This window comes from Parabacteroides sp. FAFU027 (assembly GCF_022808675.1).
GTDB lineage: Bacteria > Bacteroidota > Bacteroidia > Bacteroidales > UBA7332 > CAXXIC01.
Map to the genome: position 1 here is coordinate 116,095 of NZ_JAKZKV010000008.1, position 25,299 is coordinate 141,393.

At 41.1% G+C, this 25,299-nt stretch carries 12 protein-coding genes; all 12 read right to left on the reverse strand.

Translation table 11 applies throughout. The features are described 5' to 3' along the window. Positions 1-31: 31 nt before the first annotated feature. The 12 genes from MLE17_RS13290 to MLE17_RS13345 all read right to left on the reverse strand — a co-directional run bounded on the left by MLE17_RS13290 (position 32) and on the right by MLE17_RS13345 (position 25,265). Complete coding sequence (locus MLE17_RS13290) at positions 32-2,458, reverse strand: TIM-barrel domain-containing protein (protein ID WP_243349197.1); 2,427 nt, start codon at positions 2,456-2,458, stop codon at positions 32-34. Positions 2,459-2,472: 14 nt separating this feature from the next. Then, positions 2,473-4,032: a carboxylesterase/lipase family protein gene (locus MLE17_RS13295; RefSeq protein WP_243349198.1), complete on the reverse strand. Its 1,560-nt coding sequence runs from the start codon at positions 4,030-4,032 to the stop codon at positions 2,473-2,475. 2 nt (positions 4,033-4,034) lie between these two features. Further along, a complete protein-coding gene (gene xyl3A, locus MLE17_RS13300) occupies positions 4,035-6,632 on the reverse strand; it encodes a xylan 1,4-beta-xylosidase (protein ID WP_243349199.1) in 2,598 nt (865 codons plus the stop codon). A gap of 117 nt (positions 6,633-6,749) precedes the next feature. Continuing rightward, positions 6,750-8,384, reverse strand: a complete 1,635-nt coding sequence (locus MLE17_RS13305; RefSeq protein WP_243349200.1) for an alpha-L-fucosidase — start codon at positions 8,382-8,384, stop codon at positions 6,750-6,752. A 127-nt stretch (positions 8,385-8,511) separates the two neighbouring features. Further along, positions 8,512-9,801 carry a T9SS type A sorting domain-containing protein gene (locus MLE17_RS13310; RefSeq protein ID WP_243349201.1) on the reverse strand — a complete coding sequence of 430 codons (1,290 nt, stop codon included), beginning with the start codon at positions 9,799-9,801 and terminating at the stop codon, positions 8,512-8,514. 98 nt (positions 9,802-9,899) lie between these two features. Continuing rightward, positions 9,900-11,435, reverse strand: coding sequence for a T9SS type A sorting domain-containing protein (locus MLE17_RS13315; protein ID WP_243349202.1), 1,536 nt, complete (start codon positions 11,433-11,435; stop codon positions 9,900-9,902). 78 nt (positions 11,436-11,513) lie between these two features. Then, entirely contained in the window at positions 11,514-13,244 is a 1,731-nt protein-coding gene (locus tag MLE17_RS13320) for a RagB/SusD family nutrient uptake outer membrane protein (RefSeq protein ID WP_243349203.1), read from the reverse strand. Between the two features lie 38 nt (positions 13,245-13,282). Further along, positions 13,283-16,357, reverse strand: a complete 3,075-nt coding sequence (locus MLE17_RS13325) for a SusC/RagA family TonB-linked outer membrane protein (RefSeq protein WP_243349204.1) — start codon at positions 16,355-16,357, stop codon at positions 13,283-13,285. 54 nt (positions 16,358-16,411) lie between these two features. Next, positions 16,412-18,289: a RagB/SusD family nutrient uptake outer membrane protein gene (locus tag MLE17_RS13330; protein WP_243349205.1), complete on the reverse strand. Its 1,878-nt coding sequence runs from the start codon at positions 18,287-18,289 to the stop codon at positions 16,412-16,414. 10 nt (positions 18,290-18,299) lie between these two features. Then, positions 18,300-21,434, reverse strand: coding sequence for a SusC/RagA family TonB-linked outer membrane protein (locus tag MLE17_RS13335; protein ID WP_243349206.1), 3,135 nt, complete (start codon positions 21,432-21,434; stop codon positions 18,300-18,302). A 244-nt stretch (positions 21,435-21,678) separates the two neighbouring features. Next, positions 21,679-23,583 carry a glycoside hydrolase family 44 protein gene (locus tag MLE17_RS13340; protein WP_243349207.1) on the reverse strand — a complete coding sequence of 635 codons (1,905 nt, stop codon included), beginning with the start codon at positions 23,581-23,583 and terminating at the stop codon, positions 21,679-21,681. Positions 23,584-23,687: 104 nt separating this feature from the next. Then, positions 23,688-25,265 carry a glycoside hydrolase family 43 protein gene (locus tag MLE17_RS13345; protein ID WP_243349208.1) on the reverse strand — a complete coding sequence of 526 codons (1,578 nt, stop codon included), beginning with the start codon at positions 25,263-25,265 and terminating at the stop codon, positions 23,688-23,690. Positions 25,266-25,299: the final 34 nt, after the last annotated feature.

Below are 25,299 nucleotides of genomic sequence, written 5' to 3' on the forward strand. Positions count from 1 at the left end.
TTTTCGTTTATAAATTATTATACGATTGATTTCATTTTTCAAAATTCACAACGAGTTTATTGCCATTGTATTTAACTACCTGATTAGGCGTAGCCGATAACTCAGCACCAATACCACGATCAGTACCAACTACAACTATATTAAACTTCCGATTTTCAAGCATACCTGGAAATTGACCACTTCGTTTGTCTATTGTAAGCGTTTTGTGTTTATCGTTCCATGAAAAATGAATGGTAGAATAAATTCCCTTTTCGTAGTTGTAATTATCGTTCTCATCTTCGTAGAGCGTAAATTCACCGTCAGCTCCCCTGTAAATGCGGATTTCAAGATTGCCCCATTTCTTTTCAGTAGCGTATTGAACTTTTGGCCCGATAGGCAGTATGGAACCGGCTTTTACATATAATGGGATAATGTCTAAAGGAACTTCTTTTTGAACGGTCTGGCCACCATTTACTTTTTCACCTGTCCAGAAGTCGTACCAATCCGCTCCCTTCGGCAAGTAAACGGTCTTTGTTTTTACCGAACTGTAATCTTCTACCTTGACAGAATCATTTCCCTGCAACTGATTTTTCCAATACATTGGTTGTGTAACCGGGCTAACCAGCAAGGATTTACCAAACATAAATTCATCGTTGAGATTTATCGCCTGTTTGTCGGAAGCAAAATCCATCACTAGCGCACGCATCATGCTCGACTGGTTGGCCGTAACCTGCCACGATGCAGAATATATGTAAGGCAATAAGCTATATCTGAGGTTGATATATTTTTCGATCGCATCGTAAGTAGGGTTGCCTTTCTTGCCAAACTGGTAAAGTTCGCGTGGATACCCTTCGCCATGCGAACGCATCATCGGACAAAAGGTTCCAAACTCCATCCAACGTACATGTAACTCTCTGTAATCAGGGTTTTCGAGGGGATTTTTGTATTTCCACAAAAAGAATCCGCCAATATCCGAGTTCCAGTTGGGTATAGCTGAAAGTGAGAAATTAAGACCTGTCGAGATCTGATTTTTCAAGGTTTCCCACGATGCGGTAATATCTCCCGACCAGGTATTGGCTCCATAGCGTTGCTGACCTGCAAATGCAGAACGGGTAAGAATAAAGACCCGTTTATCGGAAGAAACCTCACGTTGATGCTGATAAACCCCACCGACCGACATCAACGGATATGCATTCCGCACTTTCCTGAAACTGCCCAGGTAGGTCTTTGTGTCAAAATCGGCAGGCGTTTCATCCAAATGATCCGGCTCAGACGAATCCATCCACCAGCCATCCATGCCCAATTTGAAGATGCCATTATTCAGATATTTCCAGTATAAATCACGTGCTTTCGGATTGTACGCATCATAAACCTTAACGCCGGAAGGATAATCCTTATTAACCGGGAATTTTTCGGATCCGGATTCAGGCCAGGTCTTGAAATTAAACAAGGCATTCATTTTCTCTAATTCACTGAATTCCTTTGTCTTTGGTCCGAATGAGCTCCAAATGGAGATAATCATGTGAGCATTAAGTCCATGCACATCATTCACCATCTTCTGAGGATCATCAAAGCCCGGATTGAGGAACTCCATGGCATTCCACAAGTAATTGTTCCCCCAATACTGCCAGTCCTGAATAATTCCATCCAAAGGCACATTCAGTTCGCGGAATTTTTTCACCACACCTACCAACTCATCCTGGGTTTTATAACGTTCGCGGCTTTGCCAGAATCCGTACGTCCACAACGGGAACATCGGAGCCTGCCCGGTAAGGTTGCGCATACAGGCTATCACACCATCGGCATTGCCTCCGCTCATAAAATAATAGTCTATACAATCTCCGACTTCAGATTTAAAAGTCGTCAGTTCTTGATTATCATTAAAATAAGTGGACGAATAATTATCCCAAAACAGGCCATAGCCCTTAACGGATTGAAAAAACGGGATATAGTCATCGAGATTGCCCTGAACCATTTTAAGACTTACGTTGCGTTTCGACATCTTGCCTTGGTGCTGCTGCCCCAACCCGTAGATGCATTCGTCTTTGTCTAATTCGAAAGATTGAGATACAGTGAATGATTTTTCTCCTGCATCGTTGATTTCAGCAAATGAAGTACTGCCTGCTTTTTCTTTTAGCAATGGAAGCTGATTTCCTGAAGAAAAACCAACCTGGCCACTGTGCAGATCAATCGCAACGCTCAACGCTTTGCTTTTCAATAATAAATTATCACCAACTTTTTTGGTGATAAAAGAAACTTTCTCCGGAGATTTCACTACCGAAAGGCTTTGCTTTGCACACACACTTCCTTTGGGGTATTTCACAACCCTTACAATAGAGGGTGTGTAAAACTGGATTTCGACAGTTAAATCGTTAATTCCCGCTTTCACTCCTGTACTTGTCACGCTGTAAGACTGCGCATTTGCAGCACTTGTTAAAAGCAAAAACAACATGACAATTTTAAACACGCGTTTTTTCATTTGACCTATCAAATTTATTTTGTTTCACTACTACCTATTTTCCATTTAAAATATCTATCCAGCACCTCAAGTGGTGCTTCATCGGGTACTGCTCCTAAGTGTGGAGTATCTTCAAAATACATTACCATTGGACTATTACGGTTAAATGGAGTCCATTGAGGCAAAGTACCTCCATTGGGATTTCCAGATTTCACAAAATTTATCCAGTAGTTACCCATAGCCTCTGAAATGACTAAGTCCGATTTGGAAGTATTGGGATCAGAAGCGTTCAAATGCTGAAAAACATACGAAACATCCTGCGCGTGAGGCGATCCATGACCATATTCAGGTGAAGTTTCGGGGTAATCGGGGTGTTGATCGAAGAAATAATAATACACCTTCGATTTGCCGGTTTGCGATTGCAATTTCGCCCAACTCCAGTTATGCCACCCAAAAGCCGCATCGCGCGACAGGTTACGTGCTGAACGAAGCACCGAATTTTCGCCCACAGGATATGCCTTGAGCAAGTCGTCGGCAAATTTCCCATAGCGTTTCTTCACCGCATCAATACATTCCTGAGGCGTTTTTCCGGGCGAAAAGCTCAGCCCTTCATCCGAATTGTACCCAATCAGCACCGGCACATCGTTGTATTTTCCCTGATCGTATAATTTATATTGTACATCGGGAATCACGTAGCCATCTATCACAGGCCACGAGCTGCCTGCTCCCCAACCCATCGGCAGTTTGTCGGCGGGCATTTTCCGAAGTTCTTCGATAGAAGCAGCACCTGCATTTTGAGCGTACTTAACACCTTCTTCGGTTGCAAACGACAACAACTTCATATTTTCTCCAGGATAAAACTCAGTGCCAATGGGACCAAACGAAGCACCGCTTTGCGAAATCGCCCCACGGAAAAGGCCTTTTGCCAATGGGGAAGCACATAGCATACTGACTGAAAGTCCGCCTGCCGATTCACCAAAAATGGTTACTTTGCGTGGGTCGCCGCCAAATTTTGCTATGTTTTTCTGTATCCATTTTAATGCAGCAACCTGATCCAGCAAGCCGTAATTTCCCGAAACATGATTCGAGTTTTCGGCATTGAGCGATGGATGCGCCAAAAAGCCCAAAGGCCCAACTCGATAGGCAATACTTACAAAAACGACGCCCTTTTTAGCCAATTCGCTTCCTTCGTACCAGTAATCGGCAGTAGAGCCGGAGCTGAATCCACCTCCGTAAATCCACAACATGACAGGCAGCGATTCCGATTTTGATTTTACCGGTGTCCACACATTCAGGTACAAACAATCTTCGCTTTTACCTCCGGCGGGATTTCCGGTCTGCATAGGCGCGGGTGCAAAATGTTCGGCTGATTTTACGCCTTTCCAACCGACGACAGGCTGCGGCGCTTTCCAGCGCAACTGACCTACAGGAGGTGCAGCAAACGGAACTCCCCGGAATATCGTCAAATCATTTTCATGAACTCCCTTCACCCATCCGCCTTCTACCTTCACTTGTAAAGGAATTTGAGCATAAGCTACAATATTGGCAAATACCAATAGGAATAGCACAATTATGTTAAACCTATGTGTAGTCATTATTATTTGATTATGGTTACGTTCATTTTCTTCAAATCTTTCAACGAAGAACTTTTCCCGTATAAGATTTCGTATTCGCCCGGAGTGACCATCATTTTACGTTGGCTCCAGTCAAAAAATTCGAAAGAAGAAGGATTTAATTCTATGCAAACCTGCGCAGTTTTACCTGCGGGAATTTCCACACGTTTATATCCACGCAGGGTTTTCAACGGACCTTCAATGTCGTTCACTTTACGCACATACACCTGCACTATTTCAACACCGGAACGTTTGCCAGAATTCGTCACAGGAACGGTCAACTGAACTGATTCATCCGATTTTATTGTTGTCTTGCTCAATTTAGCCTCCGCAATTTTGAACGTGGTATAGCTTAACCCATATCCAAAGGGGAAAAGCGCATCGTCAGTGAAACGGTAGGTACGACCTTTCATCGAGTAATCTTCAAAATCGCCCAGTTTGTCTGAATTTTCATAGAAAGTAACCGGCAGTTTTCCCGATGGGTTGTAATCGCCAAACAAGACATCGGCTACAGCCTGTCCACCGGATTGGCCACCATACCAGGATTGAAGAATGGCATTGCAACTCTCGGTTTCAGGTGTCAAAGCTATCGCCGAACCTGAGCAGCTAACGAATACGATTTTCTTGCCTGCTTTTTTCAAAACCTGCAAACATTTGCGTTGCGATTCAGGAAGTTCGATATTGGTTCGGTCACCTCCTTTAAAGCCATTAAATTCAACCGGCATTTCCTCTCCTTCTACTTTTGGAGAAATACCACCCACAAAAATTACCTCGTCAATTCCCTTCAGTTTTTGAATTAATGCGTTATAATCAACGGGAATTTCCCTGCCTATATTCAATTTCAGGCTGGCATCCATATCTTTGTATATAGCCGAATATCCGACCTCAATTTTATATTCTTTTCCCTTTTCTACTTTAAACGGAAGCCTGATAGGCGCAATTTGCCACACCTCTTTATTAAACAAAGTGTCATTATTGACAATCACATGGCATTTCCCTGCAAATTCCAGCCTTATTACTAATTCTTCGGATTTGTCAGACTGATAAACGGTTTGATATTTCCCGGAAAAGTTTCTGAGATTGACCCCGCGACCAAACCGGTTCTGACCGGCAGTTGTCAATTGTATCGGGCTTGTAAGCTGTTCGACAGCCACAGCTTCGCCCTTGAACTCTTTGTTGTTCCAATAAGTTGACTTCACACCTGTTTTTCCTTCGAACAAACAGTTATCGAAAAGACTTTGGGTGATTTTATTTTCAATCAAATCACAACCCCTATCGTACAATATTTTATCAGCCTGAAGTTTTGATTTAACGCCATCGAGAATGGTGGTGATACTGGAAGGAAAACCATTATAGTTGCCCAATAACATGGGTTTGTCATCGGCATTAGGGCCAATCACAGCTATTTTCTTTACCGATTTGGATAAAGGAAGGATGTTGTTTTTATTTTGGAGCAAAACCATTGATTCCTGTGCCATTCTGAGCGCAATATCTTTGTGTTGCTGGCAATCTACAACAGACATCGGAATTCTTGACCACGGAACGATAGAATCATTGTCCATTTCGCCCAAATCAAAACGCCCTGCTAAAACCCGGGTAAGACTCTTGTCGATTTCCTTTTCGTCAATTAATCCCTTATCTATCGACTGAGGCAACTTTTTGAATGCATATCCCCAGCCACACTCTACATCAGTTCCTGATAAAACGGCTTTAGAAGCGGCATGAAAGTCATTAGAGGAAACTTTGTGTGTGCTGTAAAAATCGGTAATCGCACCACAATCGGAAACAACCAGATATTTGAACCCCCAATCATCCCGAAGAATTTTTTGTAATAAGCGGGTGCTTCCACAGCAAGGTTCATCATCTATGCGTTGATAGGCACACATAACTTCACGCACATCAGCTTCCTGTACCAATGCCTTGAAAGCAGGAAGGTAGGTTTCCCACAAATCGCGTGGATTTACATTATTGACATTTAAAGTATGTCGGCTCCATTCGGGGCCCGAATGAACAGCAAAATGCTTAGCGCATGCCAGTAGTTTTTTGTATTTTGAATCAGCAGGACCTTGCAACCCTTTAACAACGGCAACTCCGATTCGGGAAGTCAGGTAGGGGTCTTCACCATACGTCTCCTGACCGCGACCCCAACGAGGATCACGAAAAATGTTTATATTGGGAGTCCAAACCGACAAGCTTTGGAATTTGCCGTTTTCCAATCCTTTTCTACGCGCTTCGTGGTATTTGGCTCTGAATTCGTCGGAAACTGCGGTAAAAGCATCAAAAACAAGTTTTTCATCAAATGAAGCAGCCATTCCGATTGATTGCGGAAGAACGGTTACATTATATCCATGTTGTATGCCATGCAAGGCTTCACTCCACCAATTGAACTTTTTGATCCCTAAACGCGGAATTGCATCTGATTCGTCACACATCAATGCTGCCTTTTCTTGCAAAGTCAGGCGGGATATCAAATCTTTAGCACGCTCTTCAGAGCTAAGTTCTGGATGCTGGTAAGGCAACTGTTGCGCGCAAATTGCCACAGAAGAAAAAATAATGGAAAGAAGTACGACTGATTTTTTCATTTTATATACTCACTTGACGTGAATTGTTCGACTACAGATTAACAAATAAAGAGAATGGCCTGAACGGGTAACGACCGAACAGACCATTCTCAACTTCCCTTCACAAAAAAACAGCATTTATTCGTTACGCAGGGGCTCTTTTTGTATCACAAATACTACCGAAATATCATTTGGAATAAATTCAGGCTTTTGAATAACCAACGAATCGGCATTTTGCTTCCAGACGAGTTTTTCACTACTACCAAGAAGTCTGATGCTTTTAATTCTCTCTTTTAGTTTATTCTTACCTAACAATTTCATACACACATCATCGGTGGGGACACCCAATAATGAAGCATAGAGAACATTTTTTTTCTGGTTGTAACGTATATCTTTTGCGGTTAAAATGACTTTCCCCTCGTTAAAGCCCTGCTCTTTCATCGGGTTTATAGCCTCCACAGCCGGCCCTTCGCCAAACACTTTCCACGGACGGGTATCAAAGATACTCTCACTGTTGATCTTCATCCATTTGGCAATTCCTTCCAAAACAGCAACTTCTCTGTCATCTATCGTTCCATCGCCGCGAACCGGAATATTCAGCAACAGGTTTCCATTCTTGCTCACAATATCAATCAGTGTACGAATAACGGTGGCTGCCGATTTGTAACTATTATCATTGTAACGACCGCGATTGTAGTGCCAGTCGCCTATACAGGTACAAGTTTGCCAGGCCAATTCCTGACCTTTATCAGGCGCACCGCGTTCTACATCCCACACCATACATTTTTTTTGCTCTTCGCTAAGGATTTTCCCAAACAATACAGCTTCCAATTTACCGTGGTGGGTGGCCATATTGTGGTTGTAATAGTGTGCTGCTATTTTCAGACCTGCATCGCTTACCGGGTAGAGCGGCAACGCTGTATCGTCAAAATAGACCAAATCAGGATTGTATTTGTTAATCAAATCCATGGTGCGGTTGTAGAACTTATCGCAGTATTCCTGCGAAGGTGGAGTTACCCATTTTTGCCATTCCCAGCCCCAACCTTTACTTAACGCATGGTTTTGCGCATAAAGCTCCTGCGGATCCAATCCTTCCCACCAGGTTCCTTTTCCATCGGCCTTGGTCAATTTCCCATCGTAAGGTACACCTTTGTACACCCCGGAAGTATCTGCACCCTGAGCGGGTTCGTAGAATGTCCAGGCATGTGAAGCATGTACGCTTATACCGAAAGGAAGTTTATATTTCCGGGCTGCATTTGCCCAGCCGGTCATAATGTCTTTTTGCGGGCCTACCCGTACCGAGTTCCATTCCTGGTATTTACTGTCCCACAAATCAAGATTATCATGATGATTGGCCATTGCAAAAAAGTATTGCGCACCTGTTTCCTTATACAATTTCACCAATTTTTCCGGATTCCAGTTTTCAGCTTTCCATTCATGAATAATATCCTTGAACCCGAATTTTGATGGATGACCATAATGCTCCAGGTGATAATTGCCGTGCCAATCATTTTGACCATACATTCCCCGTGCATACCAATCTCCATGTTCGGCCTGACACTGTGGTCCCCAATGTGCCCAAATGCCGAATTTTGCATTTCGATACCATTCTGGTACTTTGTATTTACTGAGCGATTGCCAGGTTGGTTCATACTGTCCTGATTGAACAGGCTCTAGATTTGTATTGACAATCACCTGATTGTTTTCCTGAGCTAAAAGAGTTTGTGATAGCAAGAAAAACGCGATTAGGGAAGATAAGATTAGCTGTTTCATAAAGATTTTTTAGTCGTTTGTACATTTTGAAATCTAAAACTAAAAAAGAGGGTGTCTGTACACCCTCTTTTTTATGAATAAACTTAAGGCCAGTCACACAATAATGGAACTTTCTCTCTGTTTAAAACTACTTTTTGACAAATTTGCTCTGCGTAGTGCTATTTCCAACAGTCATCTTCACAAGATAAACTCCGTTAGGTAATGAAGACACATCTACTTTCTCGCAGTTTTCTGCGCTTTTAACCATTTCACCGCTTAAATTAAAGATGGAAGCCTTTGCAGAAGCCGGTATCACAATATAAGTGGTGGCCGGATTTGGATAGATAGAAAGAACATTCGGTTTTCCTGCTTCTATCGATGTGGGGACACCATTATGTACTTTACCAAGAATTTTCACATTGTCATAAACAGCTGTAAACAAAGGTGTATGCGAAAGTCTGATACTGATTGTATTTACATTGCTTATCGGATTACCACTTACATCTTTTAAAAGAATAACAGGAGTTGCCCAGTTCTGTCCAATTGCAGAAGTCGGTACAGGCACCCAATCACCGGCTCCTATCTTCACATCAATTAGTGGCGATTTATCAGCATCACTCGCACTGTAATATCCGGCATTTTGTTCCGTCAGACTCCACGGCCATGACATATCGGCAGATAACTTCAGGCTGTCAAATCCGGCAACATTAATATCAGGTATAATAACAACAGCATCAGTTGGAGTAATTTTCAGAACATGACCATGATCACCCCACCACTGATCTAAATTTATATTTGCATCACCTGTAGTTTGCAAATTTACTTTTCCAAACCAACTACCAGCTTTGGTACTGGGAGCTCCTGACCAACTACCCCATGGACTCCACGATGCAGCGAATGATTCACCATATAATGTATTAAAAGTTGATTTTTTGAATACTATATTGTCAAGGTACACAGTATCCTTTGCTGTACCTGTTGAATTAGTACCATTATTGAAGAAAACTGTTACTGCGGTAATTTTTGAAGTACAAACCAGGTTGCGGGTATATTTGATCCATTTTGTGGAATCCGTGACCGCCTGTTCATACCAATCCAATTGATTACCAGACGCATCTTTTAATTGAATTTGGACTTTACCTTTAATCGTGTTTGGTGAATATACACTAACTTCATATGAAGAATAAACTTTCGAGTCAATATCAACTGCAGTTGAATTACCATTAGTATAACCACCGTTATGTGTAAGTTTTCCTACATTTGCCGAACTATTCACGGCATCCGAAAGCGGATTGGCATTAGGCACAAAAGTGTCACCCCAGCCTCCATTGGAAAAAGCAGGAGTAACTCCATCAAAGTCAAATACAGTGATATCCTGAGAGTAGCCCGAGAGGCTTAGCATAAATATGCCGAGAAGAGTAAAATAGAATCTTTTCATAAAATGTTATTTCAAGGTAATTATACAATTGATTTGGGTTAGATTAAAAAGGGTAGGAAAATCAAAGACTAACCTACCCTTTTGAGCTTATTTATGATTTACTCTTTTACGAGCTTACCAATTTTAGTCACACCATCGTTGATTACTTTCACAAAATAAACGCCGGAAGCCAAAGAAGCTACAGATACTTTATCAGTGTTTTGAGCATTCAATACAACACGGCCATTCAGGTCCATAATAACTACTTTTTGAGCGTAAGGAGTTTTGATGTAGCTTACAGCAGGATTTGGATATACTCTAAACACATCTGATTTTGTATTAGAAACACCTGATAAAACTGATTTTCCTGACAACCACAAATCGTCAATCCAGAAATCAGCTCCTGACTTATAGCTCATGCGAAGGTTAATTGTACTGGCTTTAGGCAGTGGTGCTCCCTCGATAGTTGTAAATGGATATTCCACTAAGGTGAAAATTTCATCTTCGTATTTATCCATCAATCCCCAGCCTAAATCAACTTGCTCGCCTGTGAATTGCAAGAAAGTGCTGTTTGAGTATATTTCATAGAAGTTACCACCATCTACAGAGATTTCCACTTTTGGACGTGCATTTGCAATTTCACTATTATAAGGCCACCAGAGTTGTGTTCCAAGCCCGAAGCTCAAATTCAAATCAGTATTGCCTGAAACATCAATAGGACCAGTCTCCAACGTACCGATAAACTTAGAGCGAAATTGCATTCGTCCACCACCAGAAGCACCTTTATATTTAGCACCCATTCCCCAGCCACGGGCAATAAAAGTACCTACACTATCTGCTGCAAAATCTCTGAACTTAAACGGAATTCCTGACGTAAAACCACCAACAGACGCATACCCCTCAGCTGTTCCGTATTCGCCAGGCCCGTCAAATTTTGTTACTCCATTATTATCAACGTAGGGATACGCTCGTTGTCCAGGTATCTTTCCATTCTCCCAGTCAGCAATATAACCTCCAAAAGTTTCGTAGAAAACGGTAGCCGGCAATTCTACACCATCAGCAGGAGCTTTAAATCCGATCTGGTCGATATAATACTCCGTATCTTCAGTTTTAGCTACTGAATCACCATTGTTTATGCTAATTTGAATAGCATTAAACTTTACTGATGATTTGTTTTTCCCCAAAAAAGCCGTAACTGTAGTCCACTCATCCTGAGGAATCTGATCTTTATATCCTCCAACTGCTACTATTTCACCTTTGTCGTTAATCAGGTTAATGCTAATGTTGGATTTTGCAGGAGATTTACCTGCAACCGGATACACCTGAACCTGAAAATTTGGAGTTTGAGAGAAAACAATACTTTGGTTAAGTCGAATATAAATTGATCTCCAACCACCTGCTGCACGTACATATTTCGCCGCAGTAGGACTCGTATTTTCCACAGCGAAAGGATTGTCAGCCAAAGTTATGTTGGCACTTTGGACTGTGACGGGAGTTGTCTTCAGAGTGTCCATCCATAAACTGTCTGTTACTAACGGATTCTTATCCTCAAAATTAGCGATAAGAATGTCTTTTGCTCCAAAATCAGAAGCATCCTGTGCGTAAGCCAATGCCAACGCACCACTAAAAAGAAGGGTCAAAATTTTTCTTTTCATAATAACAAAAATTTAAAGTAAATAATAAAGAGTGTTTGTTTTATCTATTTGCAATAGCCTATCATTTCAGTTTATAAATTATTCCCAACCACTATTCTGTTTCAGTAATTTAGATTTTTGCATTTCATCGTATGGCAACGGCATTGCATACATTTTGGAATCGAACACACGATCTTCTACTTTGAAAACTTCGTACGTGAATGTAGTACCATTTTTGGTTATTTTCATCCCATGTATTGGTGCGTTAAAATATGTCTCGCCTTGTTTCCAACGACGCACGTCCCAAAAACGATGTCCCTCGAAACAGAGCTCAACTCTCCTTTCATTTCTAACTCTTTCTAAGAAATCATCTTTTGATAATGACTTAAGTGCTGACGGCGTTGCTAATCCTGCCCGATCTCTAATAAGTTTTAACGCATCATAAGCAGCACTGATGTTCCCTATTTCAGCCAAAGCCTCAGCGTAATTTAACAATATCTCTGCATATCGGAAATGAACCCAGAAATGGGTGGCTGTTTTACGATTCAGAATAATATCAGCATTAGGATCTACGAACTTACGGACATAATACCCTGTTTTTGTAGCATTTTTTGAGCTGTTGAAGCCATCTTTACCTCCCACATACGTATCAAGAGTCCTGGCTGCTAACTGAGCAGGAGTTTCGTCTTTAACTGCAACGCCATATTGCGAGCCATTTAAAGCAATAAAATACGCAAGGCGTTTATCTCTTCGGTAATACGGATTAGTAGGGTTATATCCGCTTTTGGGATCCGTAATGGGATAGCCCGTGAGGGATTCAAAAGCATCCACCAAATCCTGTGTAGGATTAATTTGTCCTCCTCCTCCTAAACTTGGCGGCAAATTACTTGCTTCAAAACCATTTGATTGGACCACAGGGCTAGAAAACAAAACTTCATCGTTATCTGGAGTTGTAAAAACGCTTAACATATTATCGTTCGAAACAGTAGCTTTATCAGTCAATTTGTATGTTGGTGATTTAGATCCGACTGGTATTACAGCTGCTAATTTTATTACATCATTAGCAGCATCCGCAGCTAATTTCCATTTCTCCACATCGCCGGAAGGATTTGCAAACGGACTAGCAGCATATAACAGAACCCTGGATTTTAAAGCCAATGCGGCAGCCTTAGACGCTTTACCATAATCAGAACCTCCTCGTCTTACAGGAAGAACTGCAGCCGCATTATCGCAATCACTAACGATGTAGTTCACACACTCATCATACTTGTTTCGCGCAAAATCGAGCGTATCATTGATCGTAAGGACTTTTTCAGGAACGATTGGAATGCCCAGATTTTTAGAGGGATCTCCGAATCTTTTCAAAAGCTCGAAATAATAGAATGCCCGTAAGAATCTTGCTTCTCCCCTCAATTGCTTCCTTAACGTATCATTAACACTAGGGGTCAATTTATAAGTATTGTCATCAAGAAACATAGCCTTGTCAACATTATCCAAAAATATATGCACCCTCCTGATACCTGCATAGTAATGACCCCAGGTCCATGAACCTACATATGTTCTGGAAGTCCATGAGCCATTATTCATGATCAAAAATGGCGATGCCTCATCCGTATGCTTGGATTCATCGGTCATAAAAGTCTCATCGAATGCCCCTGATGGCAAATAACTATAGATCGTCCGGACATAATTTAGCGCATAAACGTAAGATGAAAATACGTCACTCTTAGTAAGAGTCTGATCGTACCCAGGATCCAGGTAACCCTCGCAGGAGCTCAACATTGCGATGAATATTGCAACAAAAAATATTTTGAAAGCAGTAAATTTCATGGAATCTAATTTTTTAATATTCAATATTTACGTAATAATTAGAAAGTTACATTCATCCCCAAAGTGATTATACGCTGCATTGGGTAGTGACTAATGCCAGCTTGAGTATCTTCGGGATCATAATCTTTCACATGATCTAAAGAAAGCAGGTTGTACCCATTAACATATGCCCTTGCTTTAGAAACGCCAACGCTTTTAAGAATTGAGGAAGGTAAATTATAACCGATTTCGACCGTCTTTAATTTCACAAACGATCCATTTTTAAACCAGAAATCAGAATATTGTTGATTATTGCTATTGTTATTTACAGACAAACGGGGATAAATAGCCGTTGCTGCTGTTTCAGGGGTCCAGGCCTGCAAGGCATAAACCGAAGCATTTCCTCCACCATTAAAACTATTACTATAAACTCCCGGCATATAAATATACCGATCAGCCATCCCCATCAACTGGGCTGCAAAATCAAATAATTTGTATTTAACTGACAGGTTAAGACCGCTTATCAGATTTGGCACTGAACTACCTGCTATAGGTTTTGCATCGTTCCAATCAATTTTTTTGTCACCATTGACGTCCACATATTTAATGTCTCCGGCACGTATATTGCCGCCATTTTGAGCAACATCATAACCTTTGTCTTTTTCTTCCTGAGTCAGATTCCCCTGAGCTCTCCGGTCGATTTCCTCTTGAGTGAAAAACCCATTGCTCGTATAGGCGAAGGGTTGTCCGATTGGATTTCCTGCCTGATATTGATAAGCATACTGCTTGAATGATTCATCGATATTAACAATTTTACTTCTGGTTAGCATCACATTTCCTTTTATAGTCACACGCAATGACTTGCTTATTTGCTTATCAAAAGTCAACTCGGAATCAAATCCCCAGCTTTTAGTCTCACCTGCATTTTCATAAGGCAACGGAAGACCGGCCATACTTGGCGTGGTAGCATATTTTTGAACAACGATATCTTTACGCTTGTCATAGAACCCATCGATAGTCCACAATAAGCTATTATTCAGAAATCCAAAATCCAAACCAACATTTGATTTATAAGAAGTCTCCCATTTCAGATTATCGTTACCTACACGAGTCTGGTCTGTTCCGGTTCTGTCAACACCACTTGTACCAAAAGCATAACCGGAAACATCTCCCCAGTTTTCCCTGAATAAAAACCTATCATTAAAAGGTTTTTCTAATCCTGTAGCGCCATAAGAGAGTCTTAATTTCAAGAAAGAAAGGTCATGATTATCTTTAAGAAAATCCTCATCGCTCACAATCCAACCGGCAGAAACTGCAGGAAATAAACCGAAGCGATGGCCTCTTGCAAAGTTTTCGGATCCGGTATAACTCGCAGTTCCATCCAACAGGTATTTGTCTTTATACGCATAACTAACCTGAGAAGCAAATCCAACCGTTTTATAAGGAACAGCAACACCAGTCGAATTAAGTTCACGCAAATAGAACAAAGTCATCGCATTAATACGGTTATTTTTCCAGGTTTTGTCATAATTGAAAGAAGTTTGGAAAGTAAATTGTCTATCTTTACCTGTGTACCAAAAGTTTGTAGCTTTTGCAAGATCTTTTGTCCCATTGGCTGTGTATGTACCATCAGCTAACAACTGGTAAACTGCAAACTGGGACGATGTTAACTGAACTATCATTCCATCTCTGAAATCAAGTCCTCCCTTTCCTCTCCAGCTTAGTCCTTTAAGGATATCACACAAATCAAGTTTAAATTGCACATCTGCATTAAAATAGCGGTTTGTCTGATCCTGTTGTCCTTGTCTGTTCATCATCCCGTAGGGATTAAGTGGATATGTTTGGGTGCCTCCAAGTGTTCCATTTTCATTGAATATAGGATAGGCATTGGATGGAGTATTTGCAAACTGGCTAAATAATAAATAGGAATAATTCCCTCCAGGTCTTGTTTGGTTTTCAAGACGACCAGACATATCCATACTTACATCAAGACGTGGATTCAGTTTTACATCTACATTCGACCGGAAATTATACCTGTAAAAGGTGTTATCTCCGTACTTATAAGCGCCCTCCTGATTCATATATCCAAGCAAAACAAAATATTTCGCAAAATCATTCCCCCCGGTCATGGTGAGGTCATATTGTTGCTGCTTTACAATGGGTTTCAAAAACTCAGAGTAAAAATCGACATTTGGATATTTGTACGCATTAGCGCCAGCAACTCCGTTCACAACATCTTTATATCCATTGATATCCGCATCTGAATATTTAAGATTTGCTGGAGCAGCACCATCAAGGACTTGAGCTTCATTATACAAACGGGCATAATCATACGAATTAAGGATCTTAGGCAAACGCAGAGACTGTGCCATCCCCATCTGTGCATTAATAACTATATCCCTTTTATTAATTGTACCACGTCTTGTTTTAACCAATATAACGCCATTAGCTCCTCTATTTCCATAAATCGCCAAGGCTCCGGCATCTTTCAAAACAGAGATCGATTCAATTTCATTTGCATTTAACTGGTCAAATGTCCGCTCAACATCATCCACCAATATCAATGGTGCATTTTGGTTAACCGTTTTTAATCCACGAATATAAAAGCTTGTACCAACACCGGTGTCTGACCATCCAGAAGAGAGAACTGCGAGACCATTTATAAGCCCACCCAATCCATTCATGGTATTCATATCCTTACGTTTACCAAAATCATCAAATGTAGTCATTGAGACAGATGATGTTAAATCTCTTTTGTTTTTGCTTGAATAAGCAATCGGGACTATGTCTTGATCTCTGTTACCAAGTTTAAGCTCAGGCATTACAACATCAATGGTTGCAACATCCATATCCACCACTTTGATTACAGTCTGGTATCCTGCAAGAGTAAATGTTAATTTATCACCTACAACAACCGGAATAGAAAACTTACCGAACTCATCCGACGTAGCGCTAACAGTAGATTCTTGTATCGTTACAAGTACACCTGAAAGCAAATTGCCCTTATTATCTCTGATAACTCCGTTAACTTTAGCGGATGCAGTTTGCGCAAAAAACACCGAAGTCAAGAAAACGGTAAACAAGAGCGCAATACATCTGTAATAAATACTCCTGTAATATTTAAAACATCTCATATATTTATGTTTTTCTTTTATTTCAAATTCAAATATCAAACATCATTCAAGGAATTACCAGCCCGGATTTTGCTTTAGCTTAGGACTTTTTTCAATTTCCGCATACGGGATTGGATACTTATGCATATAATCATAAAACACCCTGTTTTCAATTTTCCTACGGGTAACTTCAAAAGTTGTAGAAGGTGTAGGCGAAGTTGTCGGACTATAAATTCTCACACCGTAAACAGGTTTATTAAATATGTCATTTCCTTTTTTATATCTGATAACATCCCACCAACGCTGCTCTTCGTAAACAAATTCAATTGCACGCTCATTCATAAGGCGCTCCAGAAAAAAGTCCTTATCGTCTGTTACCAGGTCGCGCTTATGAGAATTTTTCGGGTTCATCCTGTTACGCACCCTGTTTAACGCCCAACTTGCAGTCTTGCCGTTACCAAGTCCGTCAACATTTGGACCGAAGGCCTGATCCATAGCTTCAGCATACCATAAAAGGACATCTGTATATCTAAACCAAATCCAATTCATAGTAACAGATGCAACTCCACCTTGTCTCAAGTCTTCTGGCCACATTTTTTTACACAAATAGCCGGTGGTTGTATAATCCTGCGCATCCTTCATCTCAGAGCCACTGATTGTTGGGTTATTTTTGTAAAACCAGATTTGTACAGGTCTATCCTGCCATTGATCCTGATTGCAAAGGACTGTAAGTTTTAAGCGAGGATCTCTATTATTCCACATACTCTCTTCTTTGTAACCTGAAGCTGGATTAATAATTGGGGAACCATCCGCGTTATACCCTGTAATCGGAATAGTACCATCCTCCATTTCATACATATCTATCAGATTCTGGGTAGGATAAGTCCCGGCAGAACCGCCATACCCTTTCGAGGCGCCAACATCGGAAAATCCAACCCACCCCATAAGAGCTTTACCTCCACTAAATTTAAATGAGCCATCCACCCGGCTAAAGAGAATTTCATTTTGCTTTGCATCTACCGAATTTGTTTGGTAAATAATATTTCTATAATGCGCTGAATCAGCTAAACCGCACAGTCCCTGATCTTCCAATTTTATAACCTCATAAGCTGCTTTCGCTGCATCTACCCATTTTTGGTGAATTTCATCCGGAGTATTGGGTTTTTCAAAATAATATAATGAAGTGTCTCTTGCTCCGATGTTTATATCATACGGCTCGGTATTTAACGGGCTGGCAGCATACAACAACACCTTAGCCTTTAGCGCCAAAGCAGCGCCAACAGTAGGACGCCCAAAGTCGACATTTGCTTGCGCTTTTAATTGAGGCAAATTAGGGAGTGCAGCATCAAGGTCTCGAACTATTTTTGCTACACATGTATCATAAGGTTCACGAGGTAGATCCATATCATCAGTCTCTTTTAAAGACTTTGTAATATAAGGTACCCCCCCGTAACGCTTAATCAACTCAAAATAGAAGAATGCACGCGCGAACAACGCTTCAGATTTATATCCGCTAATCTGACCCGAACTCAAACCGGGCACACTATCGGCTTTTTCAAGCACAACATTGCAACGTCGTATCGCCGCATAGCTACCGGTCCAGGGCCATAACAATTCTACCTGAGCTCCATAGGCGCTTGGAGACCAGTTCCCTAGATTGAAACTTGCATTTGTGCCGGCAACTGCCCGGGATGCTTCAGCCAAATCAGAGGCCCCCTCAAACGAGGAATATGCGATTCTACCCAGCCCACCAAAAGACTGGCAAGCCCAATCCCCAGGCCAGTAGTGATAATAGGTATAAATGTCATCAACGAATTTCTGAAAATTGATTGGATCTTTGAATACCTGATCAGAGGTAAGCAATGCACTCTCCTTTTTATCTAAGTAATCTTCACATGCAGCAAAAAAAAGCGAGACCTGCAGCAGAAGTAAATATATAATTGACTTTTTCATATTTCTACAGTTAGAATGTTACGTTTATACCCGTATTGTAAATCACTAGTTGCGGATAATTCCAGCCACGCTCCCTGTTGGCTCCATATCCGGGACCTTCAGGATCAACTTGCTTAACCTTTGACAAGGTCAAAAGATTATTTGCATTTGAATAGACTCTCAACTGGCTAATTCCAAGCTTTTTCAACTGTTTTATAGGTAATGTATATCCTATCTCCATATTTCTCAATTTTAAGTAGCTTGAGTTATATAGGAAAAAGCTATTTGTAGTCCAGTCAGGACTAGAACTTTGGGAATGCAATCTGGGATAGGTTGCCGTAGCTCTTGTATCTACCAATTTACCGGTAAATGGATCAGTATAATATGCCCAGCGTCCTTCATGGAAATCCTGAACTTTACCACCTTCACAGAACTCATACAAAACTTCACTTCCTATCTTGAGGCTTACATTATACGCCCCTTGCCACATCATGCTAAAGTCAAACCCTTTCCAGTTAAAGCCATACGAAAATCCGTAGGTTGCCACTGGAATATCAGAATAACCGATGGGCAATTTATCTCTGTCGTCAACGACTCCGTCTCCATTAACATCACGGTACCGGAAATCTCCCGGCTTTGGAGCTTCCCCAACAAGCTGACGTGCATATGGAACTCCTTTAGAATCTTTACCTACTAAATTGCCATTTGTATCAAAGTCGGTTATATCGAAGAATCCAAGCACCTGATAACCATAAAACTGACCAATGGATTGACCTTCCTCCTTTTGCCAGGAAATCTTGTTTGCAGGCTCGTCCTTGGCTACAACTTTATTCTTCGCATAACTGTAGTTTGCTTTCACCCAATAATCAAAATCTTCACCGATTTTGTTGTTATATTTCACCTCAAATTCAAAACCTTTGTTTTGGGTTTTCCCTATGTTTGCAGACGGTGGAGTAACTCCGAGATAAAGAGGAATTGATCCCCTGTCCATTAAAATATCTCTCCGGTATTCCAAAAAGCCATCTAAAGATGTTGTTAAATGGCTATTAAACAAATTCGCCTCAACACCGACATTGTACTTATTTGCCTTTTCCCAGGTTAGGTTTGGATTGGCGATACGAGACAAGTATATTATATCAACCGAATGTCCGTCAAGGCCGAAAGAAGGAACAGAAGGAGCTTCCCATCCATTACGGGTAGAATACTCTTCAGAATACATAAACCGGCCTCCACCGATCTTATCATTTCCTACCATACCATAAGAGGCCTTCAACTTCATGAAATCAATGAATTTAATGGAATTTTTAAAGAACTCTTCATTTGAGATCACCCATCCCGCAGCAACAGCTGGGAATAATCCAAATCGTTTGCCACGTGCAAAATTTTCAGAACCGTTGTATCCCATATTTATTTCCCCGAGATAACGCTGGTTATAATCATAAGTGACACGTGTAGATAGACCCATTGTGCGATAAGGAATATATACACCGCTTAGTTCTTTTTCATCCAAATTCCCAAGCAATAGCCCTGTGACACTATGCTTGCCAAATTGACGCGAGTAATTAAGAGAGCCTTCAAGATATGTCTTGGAATACCCCCCCATGTATCCCCCTGTATATTTCAATTTTGTATCTTGTCCAAATACAGTATAACTATCTGGCTCATCCGGTCCGGAGTCAAGTCGGAACGCCTGGGTCTGTTTTGCAAAAACTTTTTGTTCAGAATAATAGCTATCATACGAAACCAACGCCTTGGCAGATAACCCGGGAGTAATTTTATCTAATTTATAATTTAGATTAATACTCGATTCTACCACATCCTTTTTATTCTGAGTAAAACCAGTACCATTCACTTGCAACCAAGGGTTAACTCCGGCAGGACCGACACCTGGCTTACCGTTTGCCTGAAAGACTGGAGTTTCGTAAGGGGTTGTCCGCGTTAATGCGCTAAAAGCAGATTGATTTTCACCGGTCGTGAAGCCTGTGGCTCCCGGCTCATTCGTGTCCTCCATCCGGGCAGCCATTGATACAGACACAGTCAGCACCTTAGACACATCAATATCAAGATTTGATCGGAAATTAAAACGGGTAAACTGATAGTTTGTATTATAATCCTTGTGCATATTGGTATTGAAAAGCCCGTCCTGGTTGAAATAACCTGCAGATAAGAAATACCTTGCGGTTTTTGTACCTCCACGCACGTTAAGGTTGTATTGGCTTTGTGGGGTAGTCGGTTTCAAAACCTCTTTGTACCAATCTACATCGGGATAATGGTAAGGGTCAGAGTGCGTACGGAATGCTTCTAATGCATTGGGCTGGAAAGGTAATCTGCTTGCCGGATACCCATCATTTAAATAAGCTTCGTTCCGCAATAAAGCAGTGTGATAAGAATCCAGATAGTTTGGAAGGCGCGTTGGCTGCTGCAAACCATATTGCGCAGAAAGGCTTACAACAGGTTTTGAATCTTTACCTCTTTTTGTGGTGATTATCAAAACCCCATTTGCACCTCTTACTCCATATACAGCAGTTGCAGAAGCATCTTTAAGAATAGAAATAGATTCAACTTCGTTGGCATCCACTTGAGTGAAGTTTTCTCTTTCAACACCATCGACAATATAGAGCGGCGTGGAATTCACCCAGGTACTTCGACCACGTATATACAACGACGCATCATCTTTACCAGGCTGTCCTGTATTTTGAACAGTTGTCAAACCAGTCAATCTACCTGCTAATGCGTTACTTAAGTTTGCGGCCGGGCTTTGAACCAAATCTTTGGTTGTGACTGTCGAAATAGAACCAACTACACTCACTTTCTTTTGCGAACCGTAACCGACAACAACGACCTCATTCAAATCAGCTTTGGTTTCAGTCATTGTTATTTTCAACACATCCGCTCCCCTGAAAGAGCGGGTAATAGTTTTATATCCAATAAATGAAAACGACAAAATCCCCTGAGGCTGCTTAGTCGTTAAACTAAATTTACCATTTAAGCCAGAGACAGTTGCATTTTGCCTGGTTGGAGTTGTTGTATTTGTAATTTTTTCAACAATCGAGACTCCGGGTAATGGATTCCCGTTGTCATCTACGACAATACCAGAAATTTTATTCTGAGAGAATACCGAAGACCAAATAAAAGGTAGCACTAATAATATTAGAAATTTTTTCATGGAACGTTTGTTTTAGCAGTTACGTTATCTATGAGACTTTATGTCTTTCATCTATTTCAATACGTCAAGTAAGACGTGTGAACAAAATTACTTATGGCTCCATTTCCCGATAGCTCATTTTGTATCGGAAAACGGCCACAATTGTATCACCCGTCTCTTCACGACCCTTAAAACAGACGTAACATATTAATTATAAACACATTGGACTCTATTAATAAATATCAAATTCCAACCCTAAAATCTATTACCTGAAGATAGAAACAGTTTTAGTTGAAGAACAAATACTGCTTTTTATAGATAAAAAATAAAACCCATTGGATAACTCTGACACATTCATTGTTATAGGGGAATGACCATCATATTCAACCAACGAATTACATATCCGACGACCCATTTGATCATAAACGATCAATTCTGTAGTCCCTGGAATATTCGAACTCATTGAAATACTCAGATTATCCGATGCCGGATTGGGGTAAATCTTTACATCCACATCCGGAGTCTTTGTCTGCGAGATTCCGGTTGATGTTGATTTCAACAAAACAGCAGTTACAGAAAGGGCAGGCACTGTTATAGTAAACGAATTTGAATTCACTGTCGCTGAGTTCAATTTAAGTGCATTGTTCGTATGTGATTTAAATGTTTCTGTCGTCGGAAGCGATGACAATTGCAAAGTGCTGTAATTACCATCACTAACCGCGAAATTATTCAGATTTATAGTGGCTGTGCGCGAAGAAACCATATCACGGTTAACCAGAATCACTGTCATTGAATCTGCCCTCTCACTCACAGTTGTATAAGCCGAAACAGTATTCTCAGTGCTTGACACACTCGATACGCTATATTTTTTTGCATACCGGCTAAATAAATGGAGTGTTTCCCACATGCCCGGATACCAGCTCCAGGGGGTAAATAACTCAACCCCATTGTTGGCAAAAGTGCCAAGATGCGATGCATACACAACTGCAGTTGAATTTGCATTTTTTTGATCAGTTGCCGAATGCCATTCACTCACTCCGCAGGTAATACCATGATTTGCTCCATAATATGTTGTCAGCCAATCATTGATTCGTTTAAAAATATATTCGCTTTTAATACGGGTATCCCAACCACCATTCATTGTATAAATCCCATTGGCTCCCGGATAATCATAGGTCTGATCATAATACATCCGGTGTATCTGAAGCGCAGCCGAATCATTTGCTGCGTAAGCATAATTATGCAAATCAACGACATCAAGGACTCTTACACCCGAAGCTTTTTCTTCGTCGGCACATCTTTTGATAAAATACTCGAGCCAGCTATAATATTTGCCGTTTATCTTTATGGATTCGGATCCCCACTTAAACCACTGCCACTCGCTGGTTGCTACCGGGCCACAAAGTTTGATTTCCGGACATATGGCTTTTGCTTTTTTAGCTGTAGCGATGTAATTATCCATAAATACAGATGCAGCGATCAGAGTCGGCATCACATCATCATGAGTTCCGTTCCAAACATCCACTTCATTGTCCATGTTCCAGTAAACAAATTGCTTTTGATTCAGGCCAAGACCTTGAGGTTTTGGCTGGAAAAAATGATTCAGAATTTCGACAGTAGAATCGGCCGGCCATGGTTGAGTATATAGGTTGATATTGCCTTCGACAGCAGCTTTCCCAGAATTCACACCGGTGGTATTGGGAGTCCCACCGCCAGCGAGATTTTGGTTAACCCCGCTCCAGTAAGCTGATTGGTTGTAGGCCCAGTCGTTAAAATTGTTGTTTGTGTTGGATGCCACCCTACCAATAAGCTGAAAAGCCCACATCACCTGAAGATTGGGAAGATTTGTAGCGGCATTTTGCGAAGTTTTATCCCAGTCGTTTACATATACGTTGTTATACCAATCGGGATGGCTCGATATTTTTTTACGCCAATTGTACTTGGTGGCATTGTTTCCTCCATTGGTACGTGCCATTGTCAGCCCGGCATCTTTGTAAAACTGAGCTGGCTTATCAAACCAATTGTTGGCACCATAAATATAGGGTGATACAGCTCTCTTTCCCACAGAAGCATCTACAGTGATGTTGACATCTTGTGCGATTGCAGGATTTACTCCTGTAAGAATCAATAGTAATAGTAAAAAGTAGTTTTTAAAGACGTGTAGTTTCATCGGCATTATTTGTTTTTTTTTGTTTTAGGTTCTATTTATAATCATCAGCGGCCTTAAAGCCAGAATTGCCATGTGGAAATTCTGGATTTAAGGCTATCGCTATATTAGATTTCCGGGGTATATTCGAATTTATCAAAATCGGCGTACGCATTCGACTGGCTATTTTCAGAAGTCAGGAACAGCCCCAGGAAAACCCCGGTAAATCCGCCGGCAGTTTCGGAACTGATATAGCGTGTATTCATCTTGCTTATAGCACGATAGGTAGTCCCATCAACAGAATATGAGAAAGTATAGTAATCAGCCGTTCCCTTCACGCGCAGAAAAACCTCACCTTCAGGAATTTCAACTTTGGATTCGATATGAGACAATACCCCCATCCGGTAACGAACGACTAAATTCCGTTTACCGCCTGAAGACTGCTCTATCAATATATCATAATGTGATTCTTTATCCAAAAAGACCGTGAGTCCGGATTCATCACCCTTTTGAGCTTTGAATAAATTCATTGATGTAGTAGCAGTAAAATTAACGTGCTCTTGTCTTCGACCCACTAAAGTAGGAGAGTCAATATCATCTAATTTTATAGTTGATGTTTTTAAACGCAGAAACCCTTTTTTCTCAGTCAAGGAATAGTTATTTACATTGGGATTTCTGAGATAGTTCCATTCAAAACCCAGCTTTGGCTCATCGAAGTTAGTTTTATATGAAGCCTTTTTAACGGGCTGAAATGGTAGAGTTTTGACATTCATATTCAGGTCAATAGTACCGTTTCCGTTAACAACAGGCCATGAATCCTTGTCCCAACGAACCGGCGCTAAAAATGTTTCCCTTCCCAACAAATGATGCAAACCTGACTGAGGTCGGAAAGCCAAACAAACCATCCACCAGGTACTATCATTAGCCTGAACCAGATCAGCATGTCCGGTACCTTGAATAGGGTTTGACTGAGTAACCGCATTCATGTGGGTTAAAATTGGATTGGATGGATTGGAGTCGTAAGGACCATAAATACTCCGGCTTCGAGCTATGGTTACTTTGTGCGCATATTCTGTTCCCCCTTCGGAAATCATCAAATAATACCATCCGTCCTTTTTATAGATATGAGGTGCTTCGGGATAGCGACCGCCTGTCCCTCCCCAGATGGGTTTGCTCCCGGTAATTTGTTCTCCGGTCAATGGGTTTATTTCTGACAAATAAATCATATTACCGGGATTCGAGGTAAAATAGCATTTATCTCCCTCGAAGTAGAGTGACGGGTCAATACCGGCTTGTTTTAGCCACACTGGTTCTGACCACTCGCCAGCCGGATCCTTCGTATGCACTATAAAATTACCCCTCGACACATGGGTGGTTATCATATAGAATAGCCCGTCGTGATAGCGAATTGTAGGTGCATAGATTCCTCCTGAAGGCCTGCATTTATTAAGATCAAGTTGAGAGGAACGGGTAAGACAATGCCCGATCTGCTCCCAATTGACCAGGTCTTTGCTATGGAATATAGGCACACCGGGAAAGTACTCGAAACTACTGGTTACCAGATAATAATCATCCCCCGCCTTACACACGCTCGGATCGGGGTGAAAACCAGATATTACCGGATTGGTATATCCTACACCATTACTGCCATACGATAACACTGAAAGTTTTAGAAACAGAAGGCACAAAAAATAGATTTTTCTCATTTTACCACACATAAATAAATTACATTACGACATC

Excerpts from the sequence above, each read along its gene's own strand:
- MLE17_RS13290 (WP_243349197.1), bottom strand. The coding sequence starts at position 2,458 with ATGAAAAAACGCGTGTTTAAAATTGTCATGTTGTTTTTGCTTTTAACA.
- MLE17_RS13295 (WP_243349198.1), bottom strand. The coding sequence starts at position 4,032 with ATGACTACACATAGGTTTAACATAATTGTGCTATTCCTATTGGTATTT.
- xyl3A (WP_243349199.1), bottom strand. The coding sequence starts at position 6,632 with ATGAAAAAATCAGTCGTACTTCTTTCCATTATTTTTTCTTCTGTGGCA.
- MLE17_RS13305 (WP_243349200.1), bottom strand. The coding sequence starts at position 8,384 with ATGAAACAGCTAATCTTATCTTCCCTAATCGCGTTTTTCTTGCTATCA.
- MLE17_RS13310 (WP_243349201.1), bottom strand. The coding sequence starts at position 9,801 with ATGAAAAGATTCTATTTTACTCTTCTCGGCATATTTATGCTAAGCCTC.
- MLE17_RS13315 (WP_243349202.1), bottom strand. The coding sequence starts at position 11,435 with ATGAAAAGAAAAATTTTGACCCTTCTTTTTAGTGGTGCGTTGGCATTG.
- MLE17_RS13320 (WP_243349203.1), bottom strand. The coding sequence starts at position 13,244 with ATGAAATTTACTGCTTTCAAAATATTTTTTGTTGCAATATTCATCGCA.
- MLE17_RS13325 (WP_243349204.1), bottom strand. The coding sequence starts at position 16,357 with ATGAGATGTTTTAAATATTACAGGAGTATTTATTACAGATGTATTGCG.
- MLE17_RS13330 (WP_243349205.1), bottom strand. The coding sequence starts at position 18,289 with ATGAAAAAGTCAATTATATATTTACTTCTGCTGCAGGTCTCGCTTTTT.
- MLE17_RS13335 (WP_243349206.1), bottom strand. The coding sequence starts at position 21,434 with ATGAAAAAATTTCTAATATTATTAGTGCTACCTTTTATTTGGTCTTCG.
- MLE17_RS13340 (WP_243349207.1), bottom strand. The coding sequence starts at position 23,583 with ATGAAACTACACGTCTTTAAAAACTACTTTTTACTATTACTATTGATT.
- MLE17_RS13345 (WP_243349208.1), bottom strand. The coding sequence starts at position 25,265 with ATGAGAAAAATCTATTTTTTGTGCCTTCTGTTTCTAAAACTTTCAGTG.